This window comes from Rothia sp. P7208 (assembly GCF_048512915.1).
In the GTDB taxonomy this organism is placed as follows: Bacteria; Actinomycetota; Actinomycetes; order Actinomycetales; family Micrococcaceae; genus Rothia.
In genome coordinates, this window is record NZ_JBLXXW010000001.1 from 61,933 (window position 1) to 88,128 (window position 26,196).

Genomic DNA, 26,196 nt, shown 5'->3' on the forward strand with positions numbered 1-26,196 from the left:
TTTTCTGTATTTTTCTAAGGATATTGATGTCTTCTATCGACGAAACACTGTATGAGGCGTTGTGCACGGTCCATGACCCAGAACTTCGTCGCCCGATTACCGAGCTTGGGATGGTCGAGAAGGCGTACTTTGAGCAGGGAGTTGCTCATATTCACGTTTTATTGACGATTGAGGGTTGTCCACTTAAGACAACGATTGAGCATGATATTACGCAGGCGTTATCTGGTATCGAGGGTGTCCAGCAGGTTCAGGTTCATATTGGGTATATGAACCCTCAACAGCGGCAAAAGTTACGGAGTACGTTGGGTCATAAGTCTAAGAATCCGTTTAGTGCTGAGGATTCTTTGACTCGTGTCTATGCGGTGGTCTCAGGTAAGGGCGGTGTGGGAAAGTCGTCGATGACGGCTAACCTTGCCGCATCTTTTGCCGCTGATGGGCTGTCGGTGGGGGTTGTTGATGCTGATGTTCATGGTTTCTCTATTCCCGGTCTTTTTGGTATTGAACAAGCCCCGACACGTTTTGAAGATATGATTCTTCCGCCGGTGGTCTCTGTTCCAGAGAATGTTTCGGGGCAGGGCTCTGGCTGTGTCAAAGTCATTTCTATGGGCATGTTTGTTGCTGGTAATAAGCCGGTGGCGTGGCGTGGCCCGATGCTTCATCGTGCTTTAGAGCAGTTTTTGACTGATGTTCATTTTGGCGCTATTGATATTCTTCTTCTTGATTTACCGCCGGGTACGGGTGATATTGCTATTTCGATGGCTCAGCTTTTACCGACAGCAGAGTTGGTGTTGATTTCTACTCCGCAAAGTGCTGCCGTTGATGTTGCAGAGCGTGCTGGCACGATGAGTGTGCAGACTCAGCAGAAGGTTGCTGGTGTTATCGAGAATATGGCAGCGATGCGTATGCCGGATGGATCGATGCTTGATATTTTTGGTACAGGAGGCGGCGTGAAGCTTTCTGAGCGTCTTTCTGCGACATTAGGGTATGATGTTCCGCTTCTTGGTTCTGTGCCTTTAGATGTCTCTCTACGGACGGGAGGAGACGCTGGTGTGCCTCTGGTCTGGGCTGATACAAGCTCAGAAACGGCTCAGTCTATTAACCGTATTGCTCGTCAGCTATCGCATCGTGCGCGGAATTTGAATGGTAAACCGTTACCGTTCAACGTCTAAGGAGATTCTTCTCTACAAGCAGTAAGGTTTTCGCCAATGATGATGGATTTTTGCCTAGCTAGAGGATAAAAGCGAATACAGTATTGAGAAAAGGTATCGGTTTAAGTAGCTTCAATATCGAAAGGTGCGTATGCGCCTTGAGGTAAACGCTGAGTATTTTGTGCTGGTGGCTTGTTCTCAGCTTCTCGTTCTGCTGCCAGACGTGCGCGTTCTTCATCGTCTTCAGCGAGAGCTTCACGGACAATAGTTCGGGGATCGTATTGGCGTGGATCATATTGTTTCCAGTCAAAGTCGCCTAGCGGGTTATCCCCCATGACTTCTTTGAGGTCGTCTTTTGCCTCAAAGGCCACGGCGCGAACCCATTTAACGCCTTCTTTGAGTTTTTGGGCGTACTCAGGCATGCGTTCTGGCCCGATGACCACGAACGCTAGGATTACAAGGACGATAAATTCCATTCCGTTAATACCGAACACAATATGGAAGATTACCAGTTATTTCGGAAGAAAACCGTCAAGCGTCGCACAGTTCATCATCTTTGCCAGAAAAATATGAGCGATACGCTCCGCTATTGAGCAATAGTTAGCCAGAACAGCTCAATAGCTATTGTGTTCACCCAAAGTGTTCAGGCAACAAAACTGCCGTGAAAACCGGAGAAGTTTTCACGGCAGTTTGGCGTTATATGATGCTTTTATGACACAGTTTTGTCAATTGATGGCATGATATACAGGGAACAAGAAGTTCTGGAGGTTAGCTACCTCATGGTTGAGCACCTGATAGTGCTATAAGAACTTTTATGAGCTACTAGACTGGTCAAAATCTTTGAGACAGTTTTTGAGGTCTTCAATTTCTTGATCTGATACTTCAAGTACGAGTCGACCGCCTCCTTCAAGAGGTATTTTGACAATAATGCTCCGGTTTTCTTTGAGGATTTCTAAAGGTCCGTCACCGGTGCGTGGTTTCTGGGCAGCCATCTTTTTACTCCTTAATAATGAGCCCCATGGTCATGGTTCAAACTCATGTGACAGCAACCATAATAAACTAGCTGAGGTTTATTGTCTCGCTGTGTTGGTCAGTTATCGTAGTATTCCTCAGAGTTTATGACGTTTAAGGTGGATAATCTCCCCCGCCAGGTAGCTCTTTCCAATGCCAGAGCCAGCCAACCCACACACTTTGAAAGATAGCTGAAGCGACGATCCAAAGAACTCTATATGCTCGTGAACCGCTCATCCCAATAAATACTACGAGTAGCGGGAATAGGGGCAATAAAAGACGGAATGTGGAGCTTTGAGGATAAAGAAAAAGCAGAAGATACGTTAGGTAGCTATAACACCAGAGGTTGAGCACCGGATGTAATACACGACGAGCACATCGCGAGGCCATCAAAAAAGTAAAGCCGAGAATGCTCATGATGAGCACAGGAACACCTGCTGGCCCAAAATATTCTTGGCTTTGAGCTATCCATGGTTGGAATAGGACAAGATGGCTCTGACGCCATGCAGTTTCTGTTGCGGTGTAAGCATCCATCCGTCCGGTATAGGCCCATGCAATAAGAGGCCAAGAGATAGCAGCCGCACATATGCTGATTGCACTAACACCTTGTCCGAGATGTTTTATAAGAACTCCACGTAACGTACTGACGGTGGGATGTGCCTGTGGTGTTTGGTGATAGCTACGGTACATGCAGATAAGCCACCAGATTCCCGCTAAAGCCCCTAATGGTACCCCTACTGGGCGAGAAAAAGCGGCGAGGATTCCAGCTATTGCCCCTAGTGCCCATCGTTGGGTCATCATGAGGTAGAGAGTCAACCCAAGAAACACCATATTTAGCGCTTCAGCATAAGGCACTTGAAGGATAGGTGCTACTGGCGCCCACGCAAAAGCAGCGGTAGCCCATAACGCTAAATGGTGTGGAGACTCTACAGCACGACTAGAACGGTTATTCAGGTGTAGGCGGTGCTGTCTGCACCAGCTGATAGAACGGTTAAAGAGGAGATACACCACAAGGGAGGCAATAAATCCCGATACGGTAGCCAGTGCTATAGCTGTTGGATAGTATGCGCTACCAGTAAGTTCTTGGATGAATTTTACGCTCATCGGGTAGAGCGGATAGAACGCCCAAGTATTTTGGGCAACGATGCCCTCACTATTGGTAGGCAGTATGCGAGGGTACCCGTCGAGGGCTATTTTTTCGTACCATCCAGAATCCCAAATACTGATGAACTCAGCATAGGACATGGGCCCCGTTTTCCATGGCGTGTATTTATCTTGGGCACCAATAACGCTAAAAATTACCCAACCCCAAAGACGGCTCAGCGCAAAAATACTTAGGACTTGGGCGCTCCAATGCAGGTGCTGCCAATAAGTGAAGAATCTATAGCACAGAAGATACAGATATGCGTTAAAAGCCTGTAGATAGGTGTTCATTCGATGAGTAAGCTGATGCATAGCGAGGTGAAGTCCCTCATTTTTCGTACATGATGTTGCGGTGTTTAACGTTAGAAAATTCTCGGCATATAGCGCTAATTATTGGGTGGAGGAGGTTTCTTTCTCAGCCAATGCGTCTCGCAATGCGAGATTATCATGTTCTGTTTTAATAAGTGCGGTGATTAATTCTTCACGAGAGAACTCTTGATATTCAGCAAAGTTTTTTGAAGGTTCAGAAGCTGACGAAGAGACTTTCTGTGGCAAATCGATTCCATCTTCTCCCATATGAATAAGGGTTTTACGAAAAGGATAGAGCCGGTCACTACCTAATACGGCAACACCCATCATTGTCACAGCAAGAACAAGAAAAGTCACGCCGACTAGAAGATAATTCATCTTTTTCCTCTCGTTTTTCTCCCCCATTGAGAAAAAAATTTATGTGTTTTACTCTAAGCTATCTTAAGCGCGCTTCTCATGATGAGACAGACCGCTCTAAGCTTGTATTCCGTGACTGTTTTCCAGTCTCAAGATTTTTGGCTTAATAAAACTCTGCCGTAACGATAAGCGTTATCTGTAACATGCAAGTTACATAAGCCTGTGTACGGTAGAACTATATATTTCAGGTGTCTGCACTCTCAACGACTGTTCCTTTTTATCACATAGGGACTTTTCTCTGCAGACATATCTACTTTCGTCAGGAGGAACCTAGTGAACGATTCACTTGTTCAGCTCACATCGGTCAATAAGCACTATGGCGATTTGCACGTTCTCAAAAATATCAATCTTGAGGTGGGCAAAGGAGAGGTCATTATTCTGCTAGGACCCTCTGGTTCTGGTAAATCTACGCTATGCCGTACCATCAACCGTCTTGAAACTATTGACTCCGGTGAAATTCGTATCGACGGAAAGCTCCTTCCCGAAGAAGGCAAAGAACTCGCAAAGCTACGTGCAGAAGTAGGAATGGTCTTCCAATCCTTTAACCTTTTTGCACATAAAACAATCCTCGAAAATGTCACTCTTGGCCCACGCAAAGTCCGTGGCATGAGCAAAACAGATGCAGACAAACTAGCCATGGAATTACTCACCAAAGTGGGTGTTGAGTCCCAAGCTCATAAAATTCCAGCTCAACTCTCTGGTGGACAGCAGCAGCGTGTTGCCATCGCCCGTGCTCTAGCAATGCAGCCTAAAGTGATGCTTTTTGATGAGCCAACTAGTGCTCTCGACCCAGAGATGGTCAACGAAGTTCTCGACACCATGGTCTCCCTTGCACGTGAAGGTATGACCATGATTGTTGTAACTCACGAAATGGGATTTGCGCGTAAAGCAGCAGACCGTATCGTCTTCCTTGCAGATGGAGAAATCCTTGAGCAAGCAACCCCAGACGAGTTCTTCACCAATCCAAAGTCTGAGCGTGCAAAAGATTTCCTTTCCAAAATTCTCAACCACTAGTTAGGAGGTAGTATGAGCGTCATCCACCGCCTCAAAAGTAACACTGTGAAGACTCTTGCGCTTATAGCAAGTGCTACTCTCGTTCTTTCTGGATGTTCAGCAAACTCATCAGAAGGCGATAAGCTACGCATCGGCATCAAATATGACCAACCTGGCCTAGGCTACCAAGATGGCAAGAACTACACGGGATTCGATACCGATGTAGCCCGCTACGTAGCGCAAGAACTCGGTTACCCAGAAGACCGTATCGAGTGGGTTGAGTCGCCCTCAGCAAACCGTGAAAACATGCTGACGAACGGTCAGGTAGACATGATTTTTGCGACCTACTCCATCTCAAAATCTCGTCTTAAAACTATCGACTTTGCAGGGCCCTACTTTGTTGCAGGTCAAGATCTTCTCGTTCAAGCAGATAACAACGATATTAAGGGTCCTGATTCCCTCAACGGAAAAAACCTCTGCTCTGTCACGGGTTCAACCTCAGCAAAGAAAATTCAAGACAAATTTGCTTCAAGTGTTCAGCTTGTTCAGCAAGGCTCCTACTCAGACTGCGTTGTGGCACTCAACGCAGGAATGGTTGATGCGGTAACCACCGATGACATCATTCTTGCTGGACTTGGCTCCACTAAAGCAAATAAAGGACATCTCAAACTCGTCGGCAACACTTTCACCGATGAACGATATGGAGTTGGTCTGCCCAAAGGCAGCGATAAATGCGAAGCTATTAATAAAGCTATTAACAAAATGGTAGAAACTGGCGAATGGGAAAAGGCGCTGGCCAAGAACGTCGGTGGTTCAGGTTTCGTCTATAACAAGGAGCTTAATCCTCCTCACCTTGGCACATCATGCGCCACATCCTAACCATTCATTCTTAGATTTACGGAGACTAACGTGACTTTTAGCGAACAGCTCTCCACGCTCTTTAGCACCTATGATGTGCTTGGTGCGTTTTGGGTTAATATACAGCTCACTTTTTGGGCAGCTATTGGATCATTTGTTATCGGCTCCATTCTCGCTCTCATGAGAATTTCGCCGGTACCTTCACTCCAACTAGTAGGAACAGCGTATGTTCATATCTTCAGAAATACGCCGTTGACTATTCTGATGACCCTCGCTATTTTGGGCGTGTGGACACAATTCCAGCTACAGCTGGTTTCAGATTTTCAGATGAACTTCTTCCTCTACGCAGTAATTGTCTTGGCGCTATACCATGCGGCTTTTGTGTGTGAAGCAATTCGTTCTGGCGTCAATACCGTTCCTATCGGACAAGCAGAAGCGGCACGAGCCATTGGGTTAGGATTCTTCCCCGCTGCTCGTCATATCATTTTCCCTCAGGCATTACGCGGTTCCATCACTCCTTTGGGCAACACGTTGATTGCACTTGCAAAGAACTCTACAGTGGCAACAGTTGCTTCAGTAGCAGAGGCATCGGGCATGATGAAATCCATGATTGAATTCAACTCAGACATGATTTTTGTGATTTTCATGGTTTTTGCAGCAGGATTCGTCATCATCGTTGTTCCCATCGGTTTATTGACTACATGGTCCTCACGTAAATTGGCGGTGAAACGATGAAAACTCAACAAACGACTTCGGTCCTCTTTGATACTCCAGGCCCTCGCGGTCGAGCGCTCACACGAGCTTTCAATATCATTGCGATTATCGCGTTGCTTGCGTTCTTCGGTTATGTTCTTATGGTCATGAACCGTCAAGGGCAGCTTGAAGCCGAAAAGTGGACAGAACTTTTCACCTACCGTGCGTGGGAATCATATTTTATCCCCGGCATTATCTCAACCCTTAAAGCGGCCTTTATCGCTGTGATTACCTCAGTGATTTTTGGGATGATTTTTGGGTATATGCGTCTGGCTCAAAACGCTTTTGTACGCGCTATCGGCACAGTAGTTGTTGAGTTCTTCCGGGCAGTTCCCGTACTCATCATGATGATTTTCTTCTGGCTCTTCTTGGGACGTTTCTCCGTGTTCTCTCCCTCAGAGCTTCCTTTTATTGCGGTAGTTCTCGGATTGACACTGTATAACGGTTCAGTCATCGCTGAATTACTTCGTTCAGGCGTCAAACAGCTCCCTAAAGGCCAAGGAGAAGCAGGCGTAGCAATTGGCTTGACTCCTGGTCAGGTTCTTCGCAATATTTTGATGCCTCAGGCGATGCTCACGATGATGCCTTCCTTGCTTTCACAGTTTGTGGTCATTCTCAAAGATACTGCGTTAGGTTATATCATCTCTTACCCAGAGCTTCTTGCCGCAGCACGTCGATTTGGTTCGGGTGAAGGCAATATTCTTCAGAGCCTACTCCTAGCAGCCGTACTCTTTATCATCATCAATTTTGCTTTGACGATGTTCGCAAGCTGGCTATCTGGTTTCTTGAGCTCACGTTCGTCCTCAGGTATTAAGAAATCTGATGGTGTTCCAGGTGAGGTTGATAATCCGAACCCCGACACAATTCAGATGTTTAAGATGCCTAAAGCCTAGAAGTTTTTTAGCTTCTTATGCATAAAGCTTTGGTGTTGTCGACGATAACTTCGTCGACAACACCAAAGCTTTTTCTATGTCCAAATAGAAGAAGCTATTTCTGTGATAGCCACTCTTTGAGGCTCGTAAAGCAATGATAGATTTCTTCAACGTCAACATGTTCATCATCAGTATGAGCAAGTAAGGCATCACCGGGCCCAAAGTTCACCGCAGGAATACCCATCTGAGAAAAACGTGCAACATCGGTCCAACCGTATTTAGGTTTTGGTTCTTCTCCGACGGCAGTTATCAGTTCTTGCGCCAGAGGAGCGTCAAGTCCTGGGCGGGCAGCTGCAGATTGGTCAACAAAGTCAAGTTCGTATCCGGCAAAGACCTCGCGCATATGAGCGGTAGCTTCTTCAAGAGTGTGTTTTGGTGAGAAACGATAATTGATGTGTACTGAACATTTGTCAGGAATAACGTTGCCTGCTACTCCCCCAGAAATTTGAACAGCATTTAGCCCTTCTCGGTAGGCAAGGCCTTCAACCTCATAGGTTTGAGCTTCGTAAGAGCAAAGGCGATTCAGCACATCATTCATTGCATGAATTGCGTTTTTTCCGACCCATGACCGTCCAGAATGTGCGGCGACACCTTGACAATGAACCCAAAAACGCATGGTTCCGTTACAGCCACCTTCAATGGTTCCGTGGGTAGGTTCAAGAAGAACTGCGAAATCTGCGTCGTTGAGAAGATGAGGATGATGCCGCATTAATCGTGCTAAACCGGATAGTTCACTGGCAACTTCTTCGTGATCGTAAAAAACATAGGTGATATCGTATTGGGCGTGTTGTAGGGTTGCCGCTAAAGCCAGTTGTACGGCAACACCTGATTTCATGTCGGTAGCGCCACGTCCATAAAGTTTCTTCGCCCCGTTCTCTTCACACCATTGGGAGGGCACAGTTCCTTTGGATCCGGGGTGGTGAGGCAGTGGAACAGTATCAAGGTGACCGGCAAGAATAACTCGCTGTTTCTTTCCCCATTCAGTTCTGGCGATGATGGAATCTCCGTCGCGAGTAACAGACAAATATTTTCGTGAGTTTAAGGACGCTTCAACGGCATCGGCAAGTTCAGTTTCGTGGCCGGAGACTGAGAAAATATCGATTATCTGAGCGCATAGCTCTGCTACGTCGCCGGAGAGATTTAGGGTAGTGGGCTGTGGGGTATGTTCTGTTCGATAATCTTCACTCATAGGTTTTATCTTACTCAGTTGCGTATCTTTGAGGTGATTCTCTGTGAGCTTTTCTCAGTCGGTGATACTGGCTTTAACGCACAGCAAGAACAAACTACACTAGAGGGTATGAGTGATAATAATGTACGTTTAGCTTCTGGAATCGGTATTGCAACAGTTGTTCTTCGTGGCGACAATGCTGGAACTGTTCTTGATACGTGGTTCCCTCGTCCAACGTTGGGAGATACTCCTGTTGACCTTCGTTCAGAATTAGAACCGTTAGTTGGCTCTGATGAGTCTCGTAATGTGCGCACCGAAATTGTTTCTGTGCGTATCGATATAGATCAGCCACCGGCTGATGCTTCTGACGCTTATCTTCGGTTACATTTGCTATCGCATACGCTGGTAGCCCCTAATAACATTAATCTTGATGGTCTATTTGGGCAGTTAGCTAATGTTGCTTGGACAAATTTTGGTCCGGTTCTTGCCAGCGAACTCCAAGACCTTCAGGTTGGTCTTCGTGCTCGTGGACATCTTATAATTTCTCACGTGGATAAGTTCCCCCGCATGATTGATTATGTTGTTCCGGCCGGTGTACGTATTGGTGATGCAGATAGGGTACGTCTTGGCGCTCATCTATCTGCAGGTACTACGGTGATGCACGAAGGATTCGTCAACTTCAATGCTGGTACGTTAGGTGTTTCTATGGTTGAGGGGCGCATCTCTCAAGGTGTTGTTGTTGGTGATGGTTCTGACATCGGCGGGGGTGCTTCTACGATGGGTACTCTCTCTGGTGGTGGCACCGAACGTGTCAGCATTGGTGAGCGTTCTTTGCTTGGTGCTGAGGCAGGTGTTGGTATCGCTCTTGGCGATGATTGTGTCGTTGAAGCTGGTTTATATGTAACAGCTGGTTCTCGAGTGACCTTATTACAGCCTGGTCAAGATCCTGTGACGGTGAAGGCTGCCGAATTATCGGGAGTGTCGAATATCCTCTTCCGCCGAAATTCGGTTTCTGGTGCGATTGAGGTATTACCTCGTGCGAATAATACGGTTCAGCTCAATGCGGACTTACATTCAAACTAATCATTAGCTAATCTAAGGCGTAGTATTTATCTGATACTACGCCTTAGGTGGTGCTTGGGGTGTTTCGTCCTTTGTTGTGGCTACAGATGTAGTACAAAGTCTTCTAGAGTTTCTGAGAATAAAATTGCAGAGAAACAGTAGAGTTATAAGAAGAGTTTGGTCTTGATCGGATTCGTTGACTGTTGTTGAAGACTATTATTGAGGGAGAAAAATGAAAATTCTAGTTACTGGTGGTGCCGGATACATTGGCTCACACACTGTTTTAGAGTTGCTAAATGCTGGTCATGAGGTTGTTGTGATGGATAACCTCGCTAACTCTTCTGAGGAGTCTTTACGTAGAGTCAGTGAGCTCAGCGGCAAAGAGGTTGCATTCCATCAAGTTGATCTTCTTGATATGCCGGCGATGAGGAAACTCTTTTTAGAGCAGAAACCTGAAGCTGTCATTCATTTTGCAGGTCTTAAAGCTGTAGGTGAGTCTGCTGAGAAACCGTTGTGGTATTACCAAACGAATGTGGCAGGTACTCTGAATCTTCTCTACGCAATGGAAGAATCGGGTTGCCGTTCTATCGTATTTTCTTCTTCTGCTACGGTGTACGGTGAACCTGAAGAGATGCCTCTAACCGAAAAAATTAATATGGACGCCCAGTCTTGTTATGGTCGCACTAAAGAACATATTGAAGATATGCTCCGTGATTTAGGTGCTTCTGATGAGTCTTGGAATATTGCTCTTTTGCGCTATTTTAATCCTGTCGGTGCACATGAGTCTGGCAGAATCGGTGAGGACCCTTCCGGTATCCCGAATAATCTGGTGCCTTTTATCGCACAGGTTGCGGTGGGCCGTCGTGAATTCTTAAGTGTTTTCGGCAATGATTATCCCACCGTCGATGGTACTGGCGTTCGGGACTATATCCACGTTGTTGATTTGGCTGACGGCCATTTGAAAGCTCTTGACTACATCACTACTCATGGCGGGGTACACACCTGGAATTTAGGCACTGGTAATGGTTATTCGGTACTTGAAGTTCTTCACGCCTTTGAGAAAGCGTGTGGCAAGGAGCTCCCCTATCGTATAGTTGCACGTCGTCCGGGCGATGTGGCAGTATCTTTTGCTGATCCATCGTCTGCTCTTGCTGATTTGGGTTGGTCTGCTCGTCGTGATATTGACACGATGGTACGTGACCACTGGAACTGGCAGAAGAATAATCCTCAAGGTTATGGGCAATAGGATGGGGTTATAGAATCTGTTTTCTCTGATTTTGTTCAGAGGTTGGGGGTCGATAGCGTTGACGCTATCGACCCCCAACCTTTTATTTTTATGGATATCTAGAACGATTAGACCCGTTTAGGAGTGGTTCTCTTGACTTCCGGGGTAATGTCGTAAAGGTTCTCCAACGTACACTTGACGTGGGCGCCCGATTCTAATTTCAGGGTCGTGAATAAGTTCACGCCATTGAGCAATCCAACCTGGCATACGGCCAAGGGCGAAGAGAACGGTAAACATTTCTTCGGGGAATCCCATTGCTTTATAGATAAGTCCGGTGTAGAAGTCTACGTTGGGGTAGAGTTTCCGTTCGATAAAGTAATCGTCGGCTAGCGCTTTTTCTTCTAGTTTTCGGGCGATGTCGAGGAGTTCGTCGTTACCGCCTAGTTTGTTGAGCACTTCGTCAGCAGTTTTTTTGATGATGCGAGCGCGCGGGTCGTAATTTTTGTATACGCGATGCCCAAATCCCATCAGTCGTACGCCGTCTTCTTTACGTTTGACTTTTTCCATGAAGGCTTCGGGGCTGATACCTTCTGATTGGATGCTACGTAGCATATTGAGTACAGCTTCGTTTGCGCCTCCGTGCAGTGGCCCGTGGAGGGCGTTGATGCCCGCTGAGATGGAGGCGAAAATATTGGCTTGTGCCGATCCGACCATACGTACGGTAGATGTTGAACAGTTTTGTTCGTGATCTGCGTGCAATAAGAGCAAGGTGTCTAGGGCTTTAGCTTTGACGGGGTCTACTTCATATTCTTCGGTGGGGAATCCGAAGCACATCCTCAAGAAGTTCTCAGCGTAGTTGAGGTTGTTTTGTGGGTACATGAAGGGTTCGCCTTTAGATTTTTTATAGGCGTACGCTGCAAGTGTTGGGACTTTAGAGAGAAGTCTGAATGTTGATATTTCTACTTGACGTTTATCAAAGGGGTCTAGGGAATCTGCGTAGAAGGTGGACATCGTTGAGACGGAGGACGCTAAGACAGCCATAGGGTGTGCGTCGCGGGGGAATCCGGCGTAGAACATTTTGAAGTCTTCATGCACCATCGTATGGCGGCGAACCATGGTGTCGAAGTCTTCGTATTCTTTGACGGTGGGTAGTTCACCGTAGATGAGAAGGTAGGCGACTTCTAGAAAGCTGGCATTTTCGGCGAGTTCTTCGATGGGGTATCCGCGGTATCGTAAGATACCGGCGTCGCCGTCGATGTAGGTGATGGCAGATTTGGTAGTTGCGGTGTTCATGAATCCGGGATCGTAGGCAACCTGTCCGGTATTTTTCATCAAACCCGCGATGTTAAATGCGCCGTTGCCTTCGGTGGGAGTGACGTAGCTTAGTTCTTGTGCGGTGTCGTGATAATGCAACACAGCGGTATTATTTTCAGACATTCTTTCCTCCGTGTATCGAGAAATGTGGTGTCTCGGTAGTAGCTATTTGTGTGGGACGCTATGTATGCCATGGTGGTGGCTTTTTCTACCGAGAACACTAAAGTAATCTCTATTACACCCTACAGGTAAGAATGTTATAAGTCACATCCATGTGGGCTTGTTGCGTATTTTTCTAGTCAAATTGACATTTATCGGCGCAACCGCTCTACTGCACGGTCAATGTCTTCATCGCTTCCGGTTAGAGCGATACGCACGTATCCTTCCCCTTCAGAACCATAAAACACGCCTGGCCCAACCAAAATACCCAAACGAGCAAAACGCTCAACGGTACTCCACGTATCTTCGCCGGCGCTACCCCACAGGTAGAGCCCCGCTTCAGATTCTTCGACTTGAATACCGAAGTTTTGAACAGCGGGCAAAAGCCTCTCACGACGAGCACGGTATACATCTTTTTGCATTTGCACGTGCTGGTCATCATCCAGTGCTGCAATCATTGCAGATTGCACGGGCGCAGGAACAATCATTCCGGCATGTTTACGAGAGTTAACGAGATTGAGAATGAGCTGCTCATCGCCGGCAACAAAAGCGGATCGATAACCAGCCATATTAGATTGTTTAGATAAAGAATATACGCTCAGTAGATGATCAAAACGACCTTGCGTAACATACGAATCAAGTAGAGAAGGAACAGCCGTTCCTCCTCGTTGAGCATCCCACTGTCCCCAACCAAGTTCGGCATAGCATTCGTCGGAAGCTACGATTGCCCCGAGATCGCGCGCCTGTTCGACCAGCGCTCGCATCTGTTCGAGAGAGGTTACTGCACCGGTAGGGTTTGAAGGAGAGTTGACCCAGATGAGTTTGACACGTGAGCGCGTATCTTCGTCGAGTTCTTCTAGGCTGTCTGCCGCAATGTGTTGGGCTCCTGCTAGTTGTGCCCCGATGTCGTAGGTTGGGTACGCGATGCGCGGGCGCACAACGATGTCGTGGGCCCCTAGTCCTAAGAGGAAAGGTAGCCACGCAATCAATTCTTTTGAGCCTACTGTTGGCATAATTTGTTGGGGGTTCAGCCCTGTTACTGAACGACGGCGTTCGTACCAGCCGGCAATAGATTCTCGAAGTTGTAAGGTGCCGTGTGTGGTGGGGTATCCGTGCGCGTCCGACGTGTTCGCCAAGGCGTCTCGAACAATAGAGGGTGTGCTGTCGATGGGTGTACCGATAGAGAGGTTGACCAGAGGACCTTGATATTGTTCTGCAATTTCTCGGTAGGGTGCGAGTTGTTCCCAAGGGTACTCTGGCAGGTTAAGACCGAATGTAGGCATGAACGTTTTCCTCAATAGTTAGGTCGGTAAATGAGATGTTCTCATATCTTATCGTTGTATAGGTGCCCTGCCGAAAAGATATTTCACATCAAGAAATTTTTTAGGCAAAAAAGAACTTCTATGCGCTATGAGGTGGCACATAGAAGTTCTTCATCAAAAATATGTTTAGTCCTGGTTTTGTGGCGGTAGTCCGGCAATCCACGCGACGTCGCTGCCTGTTGGGCCTAAACGTGCAGCTCCACCGGGAGAGCCAAGTTCGTCGAAGAAGTCTGCGTTAGCAGCGGTATATTCTGACCATTCTTCGGGAACGTCGTCTTCGTAGTAGATTGCTTCTACAGGGCATACGGGCTCACACGCGCCACAGTCTACACATTCGTCAGGATGAATGTATAGCGTGCGTTCGCCCTCGTAGATGCAGTCCACGGGGCACTCTTCAACACATGCGCGATCTTTAACATCGACGCAAGGCTGGGCGATAACGTAAGTCATGCAATAGCCTTTCTGAGCCGGTACGGCGGATTCTTAGACGCACTTTGTAGTGCAAAACCTCTACCTATGGTAGTCCGATTGAGTCGAAACTGAAGACTTTAGTGGTGGAACTGACACAGTTTTTACCCTGAAGTTATTTTCTTTATCAAATAACTTAGCTTAGCCTTAGCTTAGTTTTAGCTGAAAAAATTATGACAAGGAGCGCGCCACGCGCTGAGCAACAAGAGCCGCCCCCAAAGCACCAAAAGCCCACACCACGCCGGCAATTCCCACTGGAATTTGAGGATTCAACAACACTAATAATGAGCCTTCTTTACCAAACCCAAACAATCCGATAAGAACAAAAGCCACAATACCAACCAGTACCCCGCCCCAAGAGGTTCCAGAACGCAAAGCGCTCCACAGGCTTGCACAAAATACCATCACAATAGCCAAACAACTCCCCCACGGCACAAACCATGAACCAGTTGAGGCATACCAAATTGAGGCATGATACATCGTCCCTATAAACCCAGTGATAATGCCCAAAGAAACTGCTATAACCACAGAGTTCAACGTTGTCGGATACGAATCAGCATCTTGGGCAAACTCACCCTCATACGAGGACGAACCCGACGGAATCTTAGATTGTTTCACCTTTTCTTCTCCTGTGATGCGGAAACCACTGTTGCTGTTGGAGCAGACCATATCAGACGATATGTTTCTCGAGCAGATATTTTTTGAACCACCAAATTCGAGAATTGATAGCTATCTTCACTAGCAATAATCACCTGAGTGCGATGAGCTGCCATAGCCTCACGTTTACGAGCGACAGAGCCATCAATCACAGCCTGCACTCGATTGTCTTCAGAAGAATAGTCTCCTTCTAAACCCCACAAGAGACAAGGAGCATCGGCCGTGCCCCCTAAATTCTTGACCGCTTCTAAGCTCACTTCATGAGTTCTCACATGATCAGGGTGACCATATCCTCCCCCCGCATCATACGTCACCACAACATGCGGACGATAATGTTTAATCACACGCATCAGAGCCTGAACTTGAATATCTAAAGAAGTTCTCGTCAAGCACTCTTGGGAAGCCTGCGGATTTGCTTCAGGACGCCCATCAGCACCCCATACCATCCCAGAATCATAAAAAATTGCTGGCGTCTCCTTCCCCGCAGAAACACCTTCACCTAGAAAAAGGTGCTCATGAACACCCAGAGACTGTATTGCCTCACTCAATTCACCAGAACGATACTCTCCCAGAGCCTGACCACCATCAGTGCACTGTGGCTGTCCAACTTCAAGATGTTTAAGCTCGCGCGGAATCACTTCACCCAGCTCACCACGCGTCATCGTCACTAAATCTACTTGAGCACCAGAATCTGCCAAAAGCCCCATTGTTGCACCAGTAAAGGTAGATTCATCATCAGGGTGAGCATGAACGAAAAGAACACGCGCATCGCAAGGTTCCAAGCCCTCAGGCAGCAGAGAATACACGGCGTCTTCACAGATATTGTGTCCCTGTTCTGGATAATACGGTGTGGGTTCTTTTTCCTGAGAAAGCATCTATTCATTCCTCCTACATATCGAGATTTCGCATATACAAATATATGGTGAAGGGGCTACCATCACCGATGGTAACCCCTTCACTTATGAAGTGTTAGAGCTTTGCTTTATTCACAGAAGCTCCATCCTCGACACTGTACCGATTAGTCGCGGTGACGACGACGATATTCACGAATACGTTCGTTGGAGTCAAGAATCACTTTACGAATGCGAATAGCTTCAGGAGTAACTTCCACACACTCATCTTCACGTGCCCATTCAAGAGACTCTTCGAGGGTGAGTTTCTTAGGCGGAGTCATGTTCTCGAAGTTATCCGCAGTAGAAGAACGCATGTTCGTTAGCTTCTTCTCCTTGGTGATGTTCACTTCCATATCGTCGGCACGTGAATTCTCACCGATAATCATGCCTTCATAGACTTCGGAGGTTGGCTCAACGAAAATCGTGCCTCGTTCTTGAAGGTTGATAATGGCATAAGGTGTTACGACACCGGCACGGTCAGAAATCATCGAGCCGTTGGTACGGTATTCGATGTCTCCAGCCCAAGGCTCATAGCCAGTTGCGTAGGAGGAAGAAATGCCTGCGCCGCGGGTTTCAGTCAAGAACTGGGTACGGAAACCGATCAATCCACGAGCGGGAACAGAGAATTCCATACGAACCCAGCCGGTGCCGTTATTCGCCATGTTCTCCATACGGCCTTTACGTGCTGCCATCAGCTGAGTTACTGCGCCAAGGAATTCTTCTGGAACGTCAATAATCATGTGTTCCATTGGTTCATGCAATTTTCCGTCAATGGTCTTGGTAACAACCTGAGGTTTACCGACGGTCAATTCGAAGCCTTCACGTCGCATCTGCTCCACCAAAATAGCAAGCGCGAGTTCACCACGACCTTGTACTTCCCAGGCGTCAGGACGCTGAGTAGGAAGAACCTTCAAAGAAACGTTACCGATAAGCTCTTTGTCGAGACGGTCTTTAACTTGACGTGCGGTGACTTTAGCACCTTTGACTTTACCGGCAAGAGGAGAGGTGTTAATACCGATAGTCATCGAGATTGCTGGGTCGTCAACAGTGATGAGCGGGAGTGCTTTAGGGTTATCAGGGTCGGTGAGGGTTTCACCGATGGTGATGTCTTCGATACCGGCAACTGCCACAATTTCGCCAGGTCCAGCTTCTTCTGCCGGTACGCGCTCGAGTGCTTTAGTGACCAGAAGTTCAGAAATGCGAACGTTCTTGAGCTGTCCGTCCTGACGTGCCCATGCAACGGTCTGTCCTTTTTTGATACGTCCGTTGAAGATACGCAACAATGCTAGACGCCCCAAGAAGGGTGATGAGTCAAGGTTGGTTACGTGTGCCTGAAGAACTTCGTTGGGGTCGTACGTTGGTGCTGGAACGTGATTGATGATGGTCTCAAAAAGAGGCTCAAGATCATCGTTATCAGGAAGAGCGCCGTCTGCTGGCTGGTTCATTGACGCAGCGCCAGCTTTACCGGAAGCGTAGACGATGGGTACATCAAGCAAAGAATCTGCGTCGAGGTCGGGAACTTCGTCAGCGAGGTCGGAGGCAAGGCCAAGAAGCAAGTCCATTGATTCGGAGACGACTTCGTCGATGCGCGCATCAGGACGGTCTACTTTGTTGACCACCAGAATAACAGGTAGTTTTGCTGCTAGTGCTTTACGTAGCACGAAGCGAGTCTGAGGAAGAGGTCCTTCAGAAGCGTCGACCAAGAGAACGACACCGTCGACCATGGAGAGTCCGCGTTCGACTTCGCCGCCAAAGTCAGCGTGGCCGGGGGTGTCAATAACGTTAATGGTAATTTTTTCGCCCTGTGCAGAAGGGCCGTCGTAGAACACGGTGGTGTTCTTTGCCAAAATGGTGATGCCTTTTTCTTTTTCGAGGTCACCAGAGTCCATCACTCGGTCTTCAACGTCAGCGTGTGCAGAGAATGCGTTGGTCTGCTTCAGCATTGCATCAACGATAGTAGTTTTGCCGTGGTCAACGTGCGCCACAATTGCTACGTTGCGCAGGTCGCTGCGCGAAGCGGTGTTTTCAGACATGCGTATAAGTCTCGCTTAAATCTAGGGAATAAAAGATGCCCACTCAAGAACAAGTTATTTAGTAGTACCCACACAAAAAATGAGCACTCTGCAAAGAGGGCTTAGTGACATCATACCCGTCTTCATACTCAGATACCCTCTACGGTGATAAAACTCCCTAAAAGATTTAGCTCATAGTTTTGTTTAAAATTATGAGGCGGGTGTCCATAAGTCATCTTATGGACACCCGCCTCACATCAAAGAGCACCGTGTATGGAGTGCTACATCTTATTTTTTACGTGAGTTCCACGGCATCTTTCGAGAAGTTTTAGCAGAGCGGTCTGCTTCGACTTCTTCAGCCGTGACCATGCGAAGAGCCTGCGTATCAGTAATCTTCTTGATAGCTGCAGTATTTGCTTCGACCTGTAACGTCACATCATCAACGACAGAAGCAACGGCTTCTTCAACTGCTTCTTCGACAGCTGCTTCAACCTTCGCGTCAACAGCTTGTCCAACAGCTTGGTCAAGAGCCTGGTCCACAGCATTTTCAATAGCTTGTTCCATATGTGCTTCAACGTGTGCTTCAACTTGCGCTTCAACGCCTTCAGCAACCATTTCATCGACGGTTTCGCCAATACGTTCGTGAAGTTCTGCTGCGATTTCTTCTCGAGCGCTACGACGCTGAGCACGGACGAAGAGTCGATGTTCGTAACTCAACGCTTTGTAAAGCGAGATACACATCATGATAATCACAAAAGAGAACGGTAATGCCGTCAAGATTGCGATGGTTTGAATTGCTGTTAGCGAGTCTGTACCACCGACCAGAATCAAGACGATTGCGGTAGCAGCTGCTACAAGAACCCAGAAGACGCGAATCCACGTTTTAGGTTCAGGTGAACCGTTGGTAGAGAGCATACCTAAGACAAGTGCGCCAGAATCTGCTGAGGTTACGAAGAAAATCGTAATCAAGAGGACCGCACCAACGGTTAAGGCAGTACCAGCTGGCAAGTTCTCAAACATCTTAAATAGCGCGTTCTGAGCAGATACACTTCCGTCTGCTTCAAGGAGGCTCTTATTTTCAAAGAGTTCCTGATGCAGAGCGGTTCCACCAAGGACGGAGAACCAGAAGAAGGAGGTGAGTGCTGGAACGATGAGCACGCCCATGACGAATTCGCGAACGGAACGTCCTTTAGACACACGTGCGATGAACATTCCCACGAAAGGTGACCATGAAATCCACCAGCCCCAATAGAAGGTGGTCCATGCAGCTTGGAACTTCTCCCCTTCGTCGCCATAAAGGGCGAGGGTGTCGAAGGTCATGGACACCATGTTTTGGAGGTAGTTACCAATGGATCCAACAAACTCGCGAAGCAAGAAAATTGTTGGCCCAACCACCAAAACGAAGATACATACGATAGCTGCAAGCAGAAGGTTTCCGTTGGAGAGGAGCTTCATACCTTTTTCGAGTCCAGTCACTACGGAGAAAAGAGTGATACCCATCAATACGACAATGATTCCGACAAGCCATAGCTCGTTATCGGCAGGAATGTTGAGGTAGCCAAGGCCAGCAGCTATCTGCATGACGCCGAGACCTAAAGAGGTTGCGACACCGAAGAGAGTTCCTACGAGTGCAACGATGTCAATGACGTCGCCCCATCCACCTTTGACTCGATCTCCGAGTAGAGGTTTGAGCGAGTAGCGGATAGATAGCGGTAGTTTGAGACGGTGTGCAGAGTATGCAATAGCCAAACCTACGATGACGTAGATAGCCCAAGGGTGGAATCCCCAATGCAGGAAGGATTGACTCATTGCTGCTTGAGCTACTTGCTGCTCGTTACCGCTCACGCCAGGACGTGGAGTGACGTAGTGCATCAGAGGTTCTGTTGCCCCGTAGAATACGAGGCCGATACCCATGCCTGCGGCGAAGAGGAATGCAAACCAGGTGGTAAAGGAATATTCAGGTTCGTCATCGTCGTCTCCGAGTTTGACGTCGCCCATACGGGAGAATCCGAGGTAGAGCGCAAAAATCACGAAGAACGCAATGATTGCGACGTAGTACCAGCCGAAGTAGTTAATAACGTCGCTTTGTAGTGCGTTAAAAATTCCTTTAGCTTTTTGAGGAAAGAGGAGGGTGAACCCGATAAAAACCGCCATAATAACGGCAGCGGGCCAGAATACTTTACCGGAGAGGTTTCCGGCGCGCATATTGGCGCGGGTTTCCTGACTTACATCTGCTTTACGTAAGTCTGGAGCCCCCTCAGGTAGTGAAGTTTCAGTTTTAGCCATATGTGTTATTGCCTTATATCTCTGGTTACGAACTGTGTATGTTTTCGTCAATAAAAAACCCTGTATGGACAGGGTTAGCTTGTCCAGCATATCGAAAATATTGAACAATATCCACTAAATCATCAGATTGCTTATGATTTATTAAGTAGGCTCATTATTTTTTCTCGAAGCACCCGTCAAATTTATGTCCCCTATCACTAAATGAGTTTTTCTTCCTTGAAAACTAGGCAGAGCACCCACAAGAGAGGAAAATAAGAATTATGACTAATAACATCGTAAATCCCACTCAAACCGCAGCGTGGGAAGCCCTCACGCGTCACTGCCAAGAGCTCACGCCTAACCTCCGCGGATGGTTTGAACAAGACCCACAACGAGCAGAGAAACTCAGCTTCACGGTGGCAGACCTTCACGTAGACCTCTCCAAAAACCTCATCAACGAACAGACTCTCGAACTGCTTACAGAACTAGCCCAGCAAGTACAGCTAGAGCGACGCCGCGACGCGATGTTTGCAGGCGAGCACATCAATATCACCGAAGACCGCGCCGTATTACACACCGCTCTACGTCGCCCACAAGGAACAACACCAGAACTCATCGTCGATGAACAGAACATTGACCAAGACGTACACGACGTTCTCGCTAAAGTTTATGCTTTCGCAGAGCGCGTACGCTCTGGAGAATGGGTTGGCATCACAGGGAAACCTATTAAAACTATCGTCAACATCGGTATTGGCGGTTCAGATCTTGGCCCCGTCATGGTCTATGAGGCCCTCAAGTCTTATGCGCAAAAGGGTCTAGAAGCACGTTTCATCTCAAACATTGACCCCACCGATGCCGCAGAGACCGTCAGCGACCTCGACCCTGAAACCACGTTGTTCATTGTCGCTTCCAAAACTTTTGGAACACTCGAGACGCTCACCAACGCACGCGTATGCCGTGAATGGTTACTTGAAAAACTAGCAGCAACCGGAGCGCTAGATGGAAAAGAAAACCGCGAAGCCGTAGCACGCCACTTCGTAGCAGTTTCCACCGCTCTCGACAAGGTGGAAGCCTTCGGCATCGATCCCGAAAATGCCTTTGGATTCTGGAGCTGGGTGGGAGGACGTTACTCCGTAGATTCTGCTATTGGAACGTGTCTTGCCATCGTCCTTGGACCGCAGGTCTTTGAAGAATTTCTTGCCGGTTTCCATGCTGTTGATGAGCATTTCCGCACCGCTGAACTATCTCAGAACGTTCCTGCACTTATGGGATTGCTCAACATCTGGAACGTTAACTTCTTGGGAGCAGAAACCCACGCAGTACTCCCCTATGACCAGTACTTGCACCGTTTTCCTGCATACCTACAACAGCTCACCATGGAATCTAACGGTAAAGGTGTCACAGCAGATGGCCAGCCAGTTATCTACAACACCGGCGAGGTTTTCTGGGGAGAACCAGGCACTAATGGGCAACACGCCTTCTACCAGCTCATCCACCAGGGCACTCGAATTATCCCCGCAGATTTTATTGCTTTTGCAAACCCCATTCACCCAACCCGTGACGGTGAGCAAGACGTTCACGAACTGTTCCTTGCAAACTTCTTCGCACAGACTAAAGCGCTGGCATTTGGTAAAACGGCAGAAGAGGTTCGCGCAGAAGGAACGGCAGAAGAAATTGTTCCTGCCCGCGTCTTTACAGGCAACCGCCCGACGACCTCTATCATGGCTTCACGTCTAACCCCTTCTGTCCTTGGACAGCTCATCGCTCTCTATGAGCACATCACCTTTGTTCAAGGCGTTGTATGGGGTATTGACTCCTTCGACCAGTGGGGTGTTGAGCTAGGTAAAGAACTTGCGTTACAACTTGCTCCAGCTGTTGGTGGAGATAGCGACGTTCTTGCACAACAGGATTCTTCAACTCAAGGTCTCATTCAGTTCTATCTCAAGAATCGTACAGCCTAAGTAAAGGGCAAGATATTCCTTATAGAGGGGTGGGGTGAACACACCGCACAGTGTGTTCACCCCACCCCTCTATTTTATTGCTCAGCTAACAGCCGATCATCTTTTCGCCATTGAATCAGCTGACGGATTTTAGCGTTTCTGATATTGCACCAGCTCATCAAGTATCGTTTCAAGAGTGTCTACCACCAGTGTTTTATCAAGGGTTGGAAGGGTCGTTGTTCCTTCTACTCCCCCAGTTTCTGCTGAAGCGCTGAATTCTTGAGAGCTTATATCCGTCAATGCTGGTATATGAATAAAACCAGCATAAATATCTGGAGTATGGGCATAATGGTGCAATAGTTCGTACATCACGTGGTTACACACGTATGTGCCGGCACTATACGATACTTCAACAGGCAATGACAGTTCTTGCATTCTAGCAATCAGAGAAGGTACGGGAAGTCTTGCGAAATAAGCGGTATCGCCTTCAGGTCGAATATGTTGATGTCGGCGCTGGTCTCCGTCATTATCGGGAATACGAGCCTCATCATAGTTAATAGCCACGTGCTCAATACTGATACGAGAACGACCAACAGCAACCCCTAAGCTGATAATGATGTCGGGATTTTCTTCATCGAGTATTTGTATCAGTTGCTGAGAGCTCCTCGCAAAGCTTACCGGTAACTCACGAATAACGCACTGTATCTGTTCACCATAGGACCGGTGTTTGTAGCGTCGTTGGAGATTCTGTGCGACTAGTTCGGTGGGGTTGACAAGAACTCCGGGGAATGCCCCAAAGTATGTTACAAGTATTTTCATGGTTTCCTCCCTTGGCAAAGGTCTTATCAAAGCCCCTATCCCCTAGACTGTCTATATGCGCAAACATCATTCTTCCCGCACAGACCATCACCTCATACATCATCAAACGCTAGAACAAGATACTCCTGAAGCGCTTTTACTTGATGGCAACGCATATGAAGAAGAACAGCATAGCGAACAACGAACCCCAGCACAGCCTTTAACTCATTGTTCTGCAGTACAAGCAGTCACTCGATTTTATCGTTTCTTTAGTCTGAGGGAGGGGCAAGCAAGTACCTCTGAGTTCGTGTGGGGCATGGCGTGGTCTTGTTGTACGACGCTAGGAATTTTTATGTTAACCGCGTGGATGCATACTCAGGTAATGGCAGATGTTGTCAGCTCATTTTTTCGGGTGCTCTACATGCTGATGATTTATTGTGCGCCAGCGTGGTTTATCATCCACATTATGCCAACGTTTTCTTTACTCAGACGGTTTTTCAATGGCAGAGTGTAGCTCTTGAGCAACCAGAGCCGGAAAGATATGAGCGGTATTTAGGGGTGCTTGATGTTCTAAGTGTGTGTCTGCAGGGTTCACCCATTGAGCTTGGACAATTTCTGCTCTCAATAAGAAAGATGACTCTGGGACACTCGACATAATTGGCAGGTATCGAAAAACTTTTGCTCTTACGGTACGTCCAGGTTCGTTCAGAGCCTCAGCTTCGAAGGTTCCACAATAGGTGAGGTCTTCTTCTGCGCAGTTGATACCTAGCTCTTCAAAGACTTCTCGGCGAGCAGTTTGTGCCGGGCTCTCGTGAGGTTCAGGTTTTCCTCCAGGGAGCATAAAACCGGTGGTTCCGTTTTTGCGGACTGTTAACACTTCGCCGTTCTGGTTCATCAAGATGACGGCACTCACGTAAATAGGTGGAGGAAAAGTCATAAGTCTTAGCATATCTCGTAACGATTGGGTAGCTGATATGGCTTTTTCTCAAGAGATAAAGTCATATACACGCTTAGTTCTCTGTGCTAGAGGACACATTAGAGTATTGTTGTATACAGCACAACCGTATACAACACACACGGGAGACGAAACCCATGTCCAAAATTATCTACACCCACACCGACGAAGCACCGCTTCTAGCGACCTACTCCTTCAAGCCCATTGTTGAAGCCTATACTCGTCAAGCAGGTATCAACATCGAAACGCGAGACATCTCGTTGTCTGGACGCATCCTTGCACAATTCCCAGAACGGCTCACCCCAGAGCAGCGCGTCGATGATGCGCTCACCGAGTTAGGTGAACTCGCACAAACCCCTGAAGCAAATATCATCAAGCTCCCTAATATCTCAGCATCATTGCCTCAGCTCAAAGCAGCTATCCAAGAGCTTCAATCTCAGGGATACGATATTCCCGATTATCCCGAAGAAGTACAGACCCCAGAAGACGCCGACATACGAGCACGGTATGACAAGGTCAAAGGATCAGCAGTAAACCCTGTTCTCCGTGAAGGAAATTCTGACCGCCGTGCACCACTATCGGTCAAAAACTATGCACGAAAAAATCCGCATCGTATGGGAGCATGGTCTCAAGATTCAGCAACTTCAGTTGCCACAATGAGCGCTGGAGATTTCCGAGACCATGAGCAGTCTATCGTTATGGAAGCAGAAGACACACTGCGTATCGAACACGTCGATACTGAAGGTCAAGTGACTGTTCTCAAAGAATCTCTTCCTGTGCGTGCAGGAGAAATTATCGATGGAACGTACATGGACGTCACAGCACTTCGAAAGTTCCTTGCAGAAAGTATTGAACAAGCTCAAAAAGATCATGTTCTTTTCTCTGTACATCTCAAAGCGACGATGATGAAGGTCTCTGACCCCATTATTTTCGGATACGTTGTTCGAGCATTCTTTGCTGAACTTTTTGAAAAGTATGGAGAAGAACTCAAAGGCCTTGGACTCAACGGAAATAATGGCTTAGGCGCTATTTTTGACGGTGTCGGACAATTACCTGAACAAACCCGCGAAGACATCATGCGTATGATTACTCGCCGATTGGCTGAAGGCCCCGACCTAGCGATGGTCAATTCTGATCGAGGAATTACCAACCTGCATGTTCCTTCAGACGTTATTGTTGACGCTTCAATGCCTGCGATGATTCGTTCATCTGGGCACATGTGGAACGCCCGAGGAGAAGAGCAAGACACTCTTGCTGTTCTACCAGATTCTTCTTACGCGGGTGTATATCAAGTCGTTATCGATGATTGCAAGAAAAACGGCGCACTTGACCCCACAACTATGGGAACCGTACCTAACGTTGGGCTCATGGCGCAAAAAGCCGAAGAATACGGTTCGCACGATAAAACCTTTGAAATTGGGTCAGAGGGTACTGTGCGTATCGTCAATTCTGCGGGCGAAACGCTCATGGAACATCATGTTCATGCTGGTGATATTTGGCGCGGATGCCAAACCAAAGACATCCCTGTTCAAGACTGGGTCAAGTTAGCGGTTACTCGTGCACGTGGTTCTCAGACCCCTGCAGTATTCTGGCTCGACGATTCTCGCTCCCATGACCGTGCACTAGCCCAAAAAGTACGTCACTATCTCAAAGAGCACGATACTGAAGGTCTTGAGATTCACATTCTGTCTCCTCAAGAGGCAACACAATTTTCTCTGGATCGTATTCGTCAAGGGAAAGACACCATATCCGTCACAGGAAACGTTCTACGTGACTATTTAACGGACCTCTTCCCTATCCTTGAGCTAGGTACCAGCGCAAAAATGCTCTCCATTGTCCCACTCATTAATGGCGGTGGGCTCTTTGAGACAGGTGCCGGTGGTTCCGCTCCCAAGCATGTTCAGCAGGTCATAGAAGAGAACCATCTACGGTGGGATTCTCTCGGTGAGTTCTTGGCGTTGGCAGCATCTTTAGAACACCTGGCAAAAACAACCGGTAACGCTCAAGCTCAGGTGCTTGCCGATACTTTGGATCGTGCAACAGGAACGTTCCTGACCGAGAATAAGTCTCCATCACGTCGTGTAGGAGAACTTGATAACCGTGGTTCTCACTTCTATCTGGCGTTGTTCTGGGCTCAAGAACTTGCCCAGCAACAGCAAGATACACAGTTGGCAGAAATTTTTGCCCCTGTTGCTCAACAACTAGAACAGCATGAAGACACCATTGTTGAGGAACTTCTCCAAGTACAAGGTCATTCTGTTGAGCTAGGTGGGTATTATCGTCCACGTTCGTCGCAGGCAGAGACTATCATGCGTCCTTCGACGACGTTCAATCAGGTTCTTGAGACCCTGATGTAAAAGCTCTTTGTTGATACAAGAAACCGTTGCTACCACC

At 47.6% G+C, this 26,196-nt stretch carries 24 protein-coding genes; 10 read left to right on the forward strand and 14 right to left on the reverse strand.

From position 1 onward, the window contains the following. Positions 1 to 26: 26 nt before the first annotated feature. Positions 27 to 1,169: an Mrp/NBP35 family ATP-binding protein gene (locus tag ACN084_RS00245; protein ID WP_419105526.1), complete on the forward strand. Its 1,143-nt coding sequence runs from the start codon at positions 27 to 29 to the stop codon at positions 1,167 to 1,169. A 101-nt stretch (positions 1,170 to 1,270) separates the two neighbouring features. Here the strand turns inward: ACN084_RS00245 and ACN084_RS00250 are convergent, their stop codons facing one another. From ACN084_RS00250 to ACN084_RS00265, 4 genes are all read right to left on the reverse strand, one after another. Then, the gene (locus tag ACN084_RS00250) at positions 1,271 to 1,642 is read right to left on the reverse strand and encodes a Sec-independent protein translocase TatB (RefSeq protein ID WP_419105527.1); all 372 of its coding nucleotides are present in this window, start codon (positions 1,640 to 1,642) and stop codon (positions 1,271 to 1,273) included. 318 nt (positions 1,643 to 1,960) lie between these two features. Continuing rightward, complete coding sequence (locus ACN084_RS00255) at positions 1,961 to 2,140, reverse strand: DUF3117 domain-containing protein (RefSeq protein WP_419105528.1); 180 nt, start codon at positions 2,138 to 2,140, stop codon at positions 1,961 to 1,963. A gap of 133 nt (positions 2,141 to 2,273) precedes the next feature. Next, positions 2,274 to 3,614, reverse strand: coding sequence for a hypothetical protein (locus tag ACN084_RS00260; RefSeq protein ID WP_419105529.1), 1,341 nt, complete (start codon positions 3,612 to 3,614; stop codon positions 2,274 to 2,276). A gap of 78 nt (positions 3,615 to 3,692) precedes the next feature. Continuing rightward, positions 3,693 to 3,989 carry a hypothetical protein gene (locus ACN084_RS00265; RefSeq protein ID WP_419105530.1) on the reverse strand — a complete coding sequence of 99 codons (297 nt, stop codon included), beginning with the start codon at positions 3,987 to 3,989 and terminating at the stop codon, positions 3,693 to 3,695. Positions 3,990 to 4,301: 312 nt separating this feature from the next. Between ACN084_RS00265 and ACN084_RS00270 the strand changes: the two genes are divergently transcribed. Genes ACN084_RS00270 through ACN084_RS00285 form a run of 4 tightly spaced genes read left to right on the forward strand, consistent with a single transcriptional unit; the run spans position 4,302 to position 7,525 of the window. Continuing rightward, complete coding sequence (locus ACN084_RS00270) at positions 4,302 to 5,042, forward strand: amino acid ABC transporter ATP-binding protein (protein ID WP_419105531.1); 741 nt, start codon at positions 4,302 to 4,304, stop codon at positions 5,040 to 5,042. Between the two features lie 12 nt (positions 5,043 to 5,054). Further along, a complete protein-coding gene (locus tag ACN084_RS00275; RefSeq protein ID WP_419105532.1) occupies positions 5,055 to 5,900 on the forward strand; it encodes a glutamate ABC transporter substrate-binding protein in 846 nt (281 codons plus the stop codon). Between the two features lie 30 nt (positions 5,901 to 5,930). Beyond that, positions 5,931 to 6,614, forward strand: a complete 684-nt coding sequence (locus ACN084_RS00280; protein ID WP_419105533.1) for an amino acid ABC transporter permease — start codon at positions 5,931 to 5,933, stop codon at positions 6,612 to 6,614. Further along, complete coding sequence (locus ACN084_RS00285; protein WP_419103587.1) at positions 6,611 to 7,525, forward strand: amino acid ABC transporter permease; 915 nt, start codon at positions 6,611 to 6,613, stop codon at positions 7,523 to 7,525. The genes ACN084_RS00280 and ACN084_RS00285 overlap by 4 nt, the downstream gene beginning before the upstream one ends. Positions 7,526 to 7,619: 94 nt before the next feature. Here ACN084_RS00285 and dapE read toward each other — a convergent pair whose 3' ends face one another. After that, complete coding sequence (dapE, locus tag ACN084_RS00290) at positions 7,620 to 8,753, reverse strand: succinyl-diaminopimelate desuccinylase (RefSeq protein ID WP_419105534.1); 1,134 nt, start codon at positions 8,751 to 8,753, stop codon at positions 7,620 to 7,622. Between the two features lie 108 nt (positions 8,754 to 8,861). Between dapE and dapD the strand changes: the two genes are divergently transcribed. Then, positions 8,862 to 9,815: a 2,3,4,5-tetrahydropyridine-2,6-dicarboxylate N-succinyltransferase gene (gene dapD, locus ACN084_RS00295; protein WP_419105535.1), complete on the forward strand. Its 954-nt coding sequence runs from the start codon at positions 8,862 to 8,864 to the stop codon at positions 9,813 to 9,815. A 211-nt stretch (positions 9,816 to 10,026) separates the two neighbouring features. Continuing rightward, on the forward strand, positions 10,027 to 11,040 hold the full coding sequence (gene galE, locus ACN084_RS00300) for a UDP-glucose 4-epimerase GalE (protein WP_419105536.1): 1,014 nt from the start codon (positions 10,027 to 10,029) through the stop codon (positions 11,038 to 11,040). Between the two features lie 117 nt (positions 11,041 to 11,157). On the opposite strand, the gene ACN084_RS00305 is transcribed toward galE, so the two are convergent. The 7 genes from ACN084_RS00305 to ACN084_RS00335 form a co-directional block, all read right to left on the reverse strand. Further along, positions 11,158 to 12,456 carry a citrate synthase gene (locus ACN084_RS00305; RefSeq protein ID WP_419101597.1) on the reverse strand — a complete coding sequence of 433 codons (1,299 nt, stop codon included), beginning with the start codon at positions 12,454 to 12,456 and terminating at the stop codon, positions 11,158 to 11,160. A gap of 188 nt (positions 12,457 to 12,644) precedes the next feature. Next, a complete protein-coding gene (gene dapC, locus ACN084_RS00310; protein WP_419105537.1) occupies positions 12,645 to 13,775 on the reverse strand; it encodes a succinyldiaminopimelate transaminase in 1,131 nt (376 codons plus the stop codon). Between the two features lie 165 nt (positions 13,776 to 13,940). Then, positions 13,941 to 14,264, reverse strand: coding sequence for a ferredoxin (gene fdxA, locus ACN084_RS00315; protein ID WP_419101599.1), 324 nt, complete (start codon positions 14,262 to 14,264; stop codon positions 13,941 to 13,943). Positions 14,265 to 14,453: 189 nt separating this feature from the next. After that, positions 14,454 to 14,900: a hypothetical protein gene (locus tag ACN084_RS00320; protein WP_419105538.1), complete on the reverse strand. Its 447-nt coding sequence runs from the start codon at positions 14,898 to 14,900 to the stop codon at positions 14,454 to 14,456. Beyond that, positions 14,897 to 15,814: a PIG-L family deacetylase gene (locus ACN084_RS00325; protein WP_419105539.1), complete on the reverse strand. Its 918-nt coding sequence runs from the start codon at positions 15,812 to 15,814 to the stop codon at positions 14,897 to 14,899. The genes ACN084_RS00320 and ACN084_RS00325 overlap by 4 nt, the downstream gene beginning before the upstream one ends. 143 nt (positions 15,815 to 15,957) lie before the next feature. Next, positions 15,958 to 17,865 (reverse strand): translational GTPase TypA, encoded by a 1,908-nt coding sequence (gene typA / locus ACN084_RS00330; protein ID WP_419101602.1) that lies wholly within the window; start codon positions 17,863 to 17,865, stop codon positions 15,958 to 15,960. A gap of 267 nt (positions 17,866 to 18,132) precedes the next feature. Continuing rightward, positions 18,133 to 20,130, reverse strand: coding sequence for a BCCT family transporter (locus ACN084_RS00335; RefSeq protein ID WP_419105540.1), 1,998 nt, complete (start codon positions 20,128 to 20,130; stop codon positions 18,133 to 18,135). A 260-nt stretch (positions 20,131 to 20,390) separates the two neighbouring features. Here ACN084_RS00335 and pgi point away from each other — a divergent pair, with 260 nt between their 5' ends. After that, the gene (gene pgi, locus ACN084_RS00340) at positions 20,391 to 22,070 is read left to right on the forward strand and encodes a glucose-6-phosphate isomerase (protein ID WP_419105541.1); all 1,680 of its coding nucleotides are present in this window, start codon (positions 20,391 to 20,393) and stop codon (positions 22,068 to 22,070) included. A gap of 129 nt (positions 22,071 to 22,199) precedes the next feature. Here the strand turns inward: pgi and ACN084_RS00345 are convergent, their stop codons facing one another. Then, positions 22,200 to 22,868 carry a pyroglutamyl-peptidase I gene (locus tag ACN084_RS00345; RefSeq protein ID WP_419105542.1) on the reverse strand — a complete coding sequence of 223 codons (669 nt, stop codon included), beginning with the start codon at positions 22,866 to 22,868 and terminating at the stop codon, positions 22,200 to 22,202. Positions 22,869 to 22,923: 55 nt separating this feature from the next. Between ACN084_RS00345 and ACN084_RS00350 the strand changes: the two genes are divergently transcribed. Continuing rightward, positions 22,924 to 23,361: a hypothetical protein gene (locus tag ACN084_RS00350; protein ID WP_419105543.1), complete on the forward strand. Its 438-nt coding sequence runs from the start codon at positions 22,924 to 22,926 to the stop codon at positions 23,359 to 23,361. Here ACN084_RS00350 and ACN084_RS00355 read toward each other — a convergent pair. Next, positions 23,329 to 23,784 (reverse strand): NUDIX hydrolase, encoded by a 456-nt coding sequence (locus ACN084_RS00355; protein ID WP_419101607.1) that lies wholly within the window; start codon positions 23,782 to 23,784, stop codon positions 23,329 to 23,331. The genes ACN084_RS00350 and ACN084_RS00355 overlap by 33 nt on opposite strands. Before the next feature lie 155 nt (positions 23,785 to 23,939). Between ACN084_RS00355 and ACN084_RS00360 the strand changes: the two genes are divergently transcribed. Beyond that, positions 23,940 to 26,159 (forward strand): NADP-dependent isocitrate dehydrogenase, encoded by a 2,220-nt coding sequence (locus ACN084_RS00360; protein ID WP_419105544.1) that lies wholly within the window; start codon positions 23,940 to 23,942, stop codon positions 26,157 to 26,159. The last annotated feature ends 37 nt before the right edge of the window (positions 26,160 to 26,196 follow it).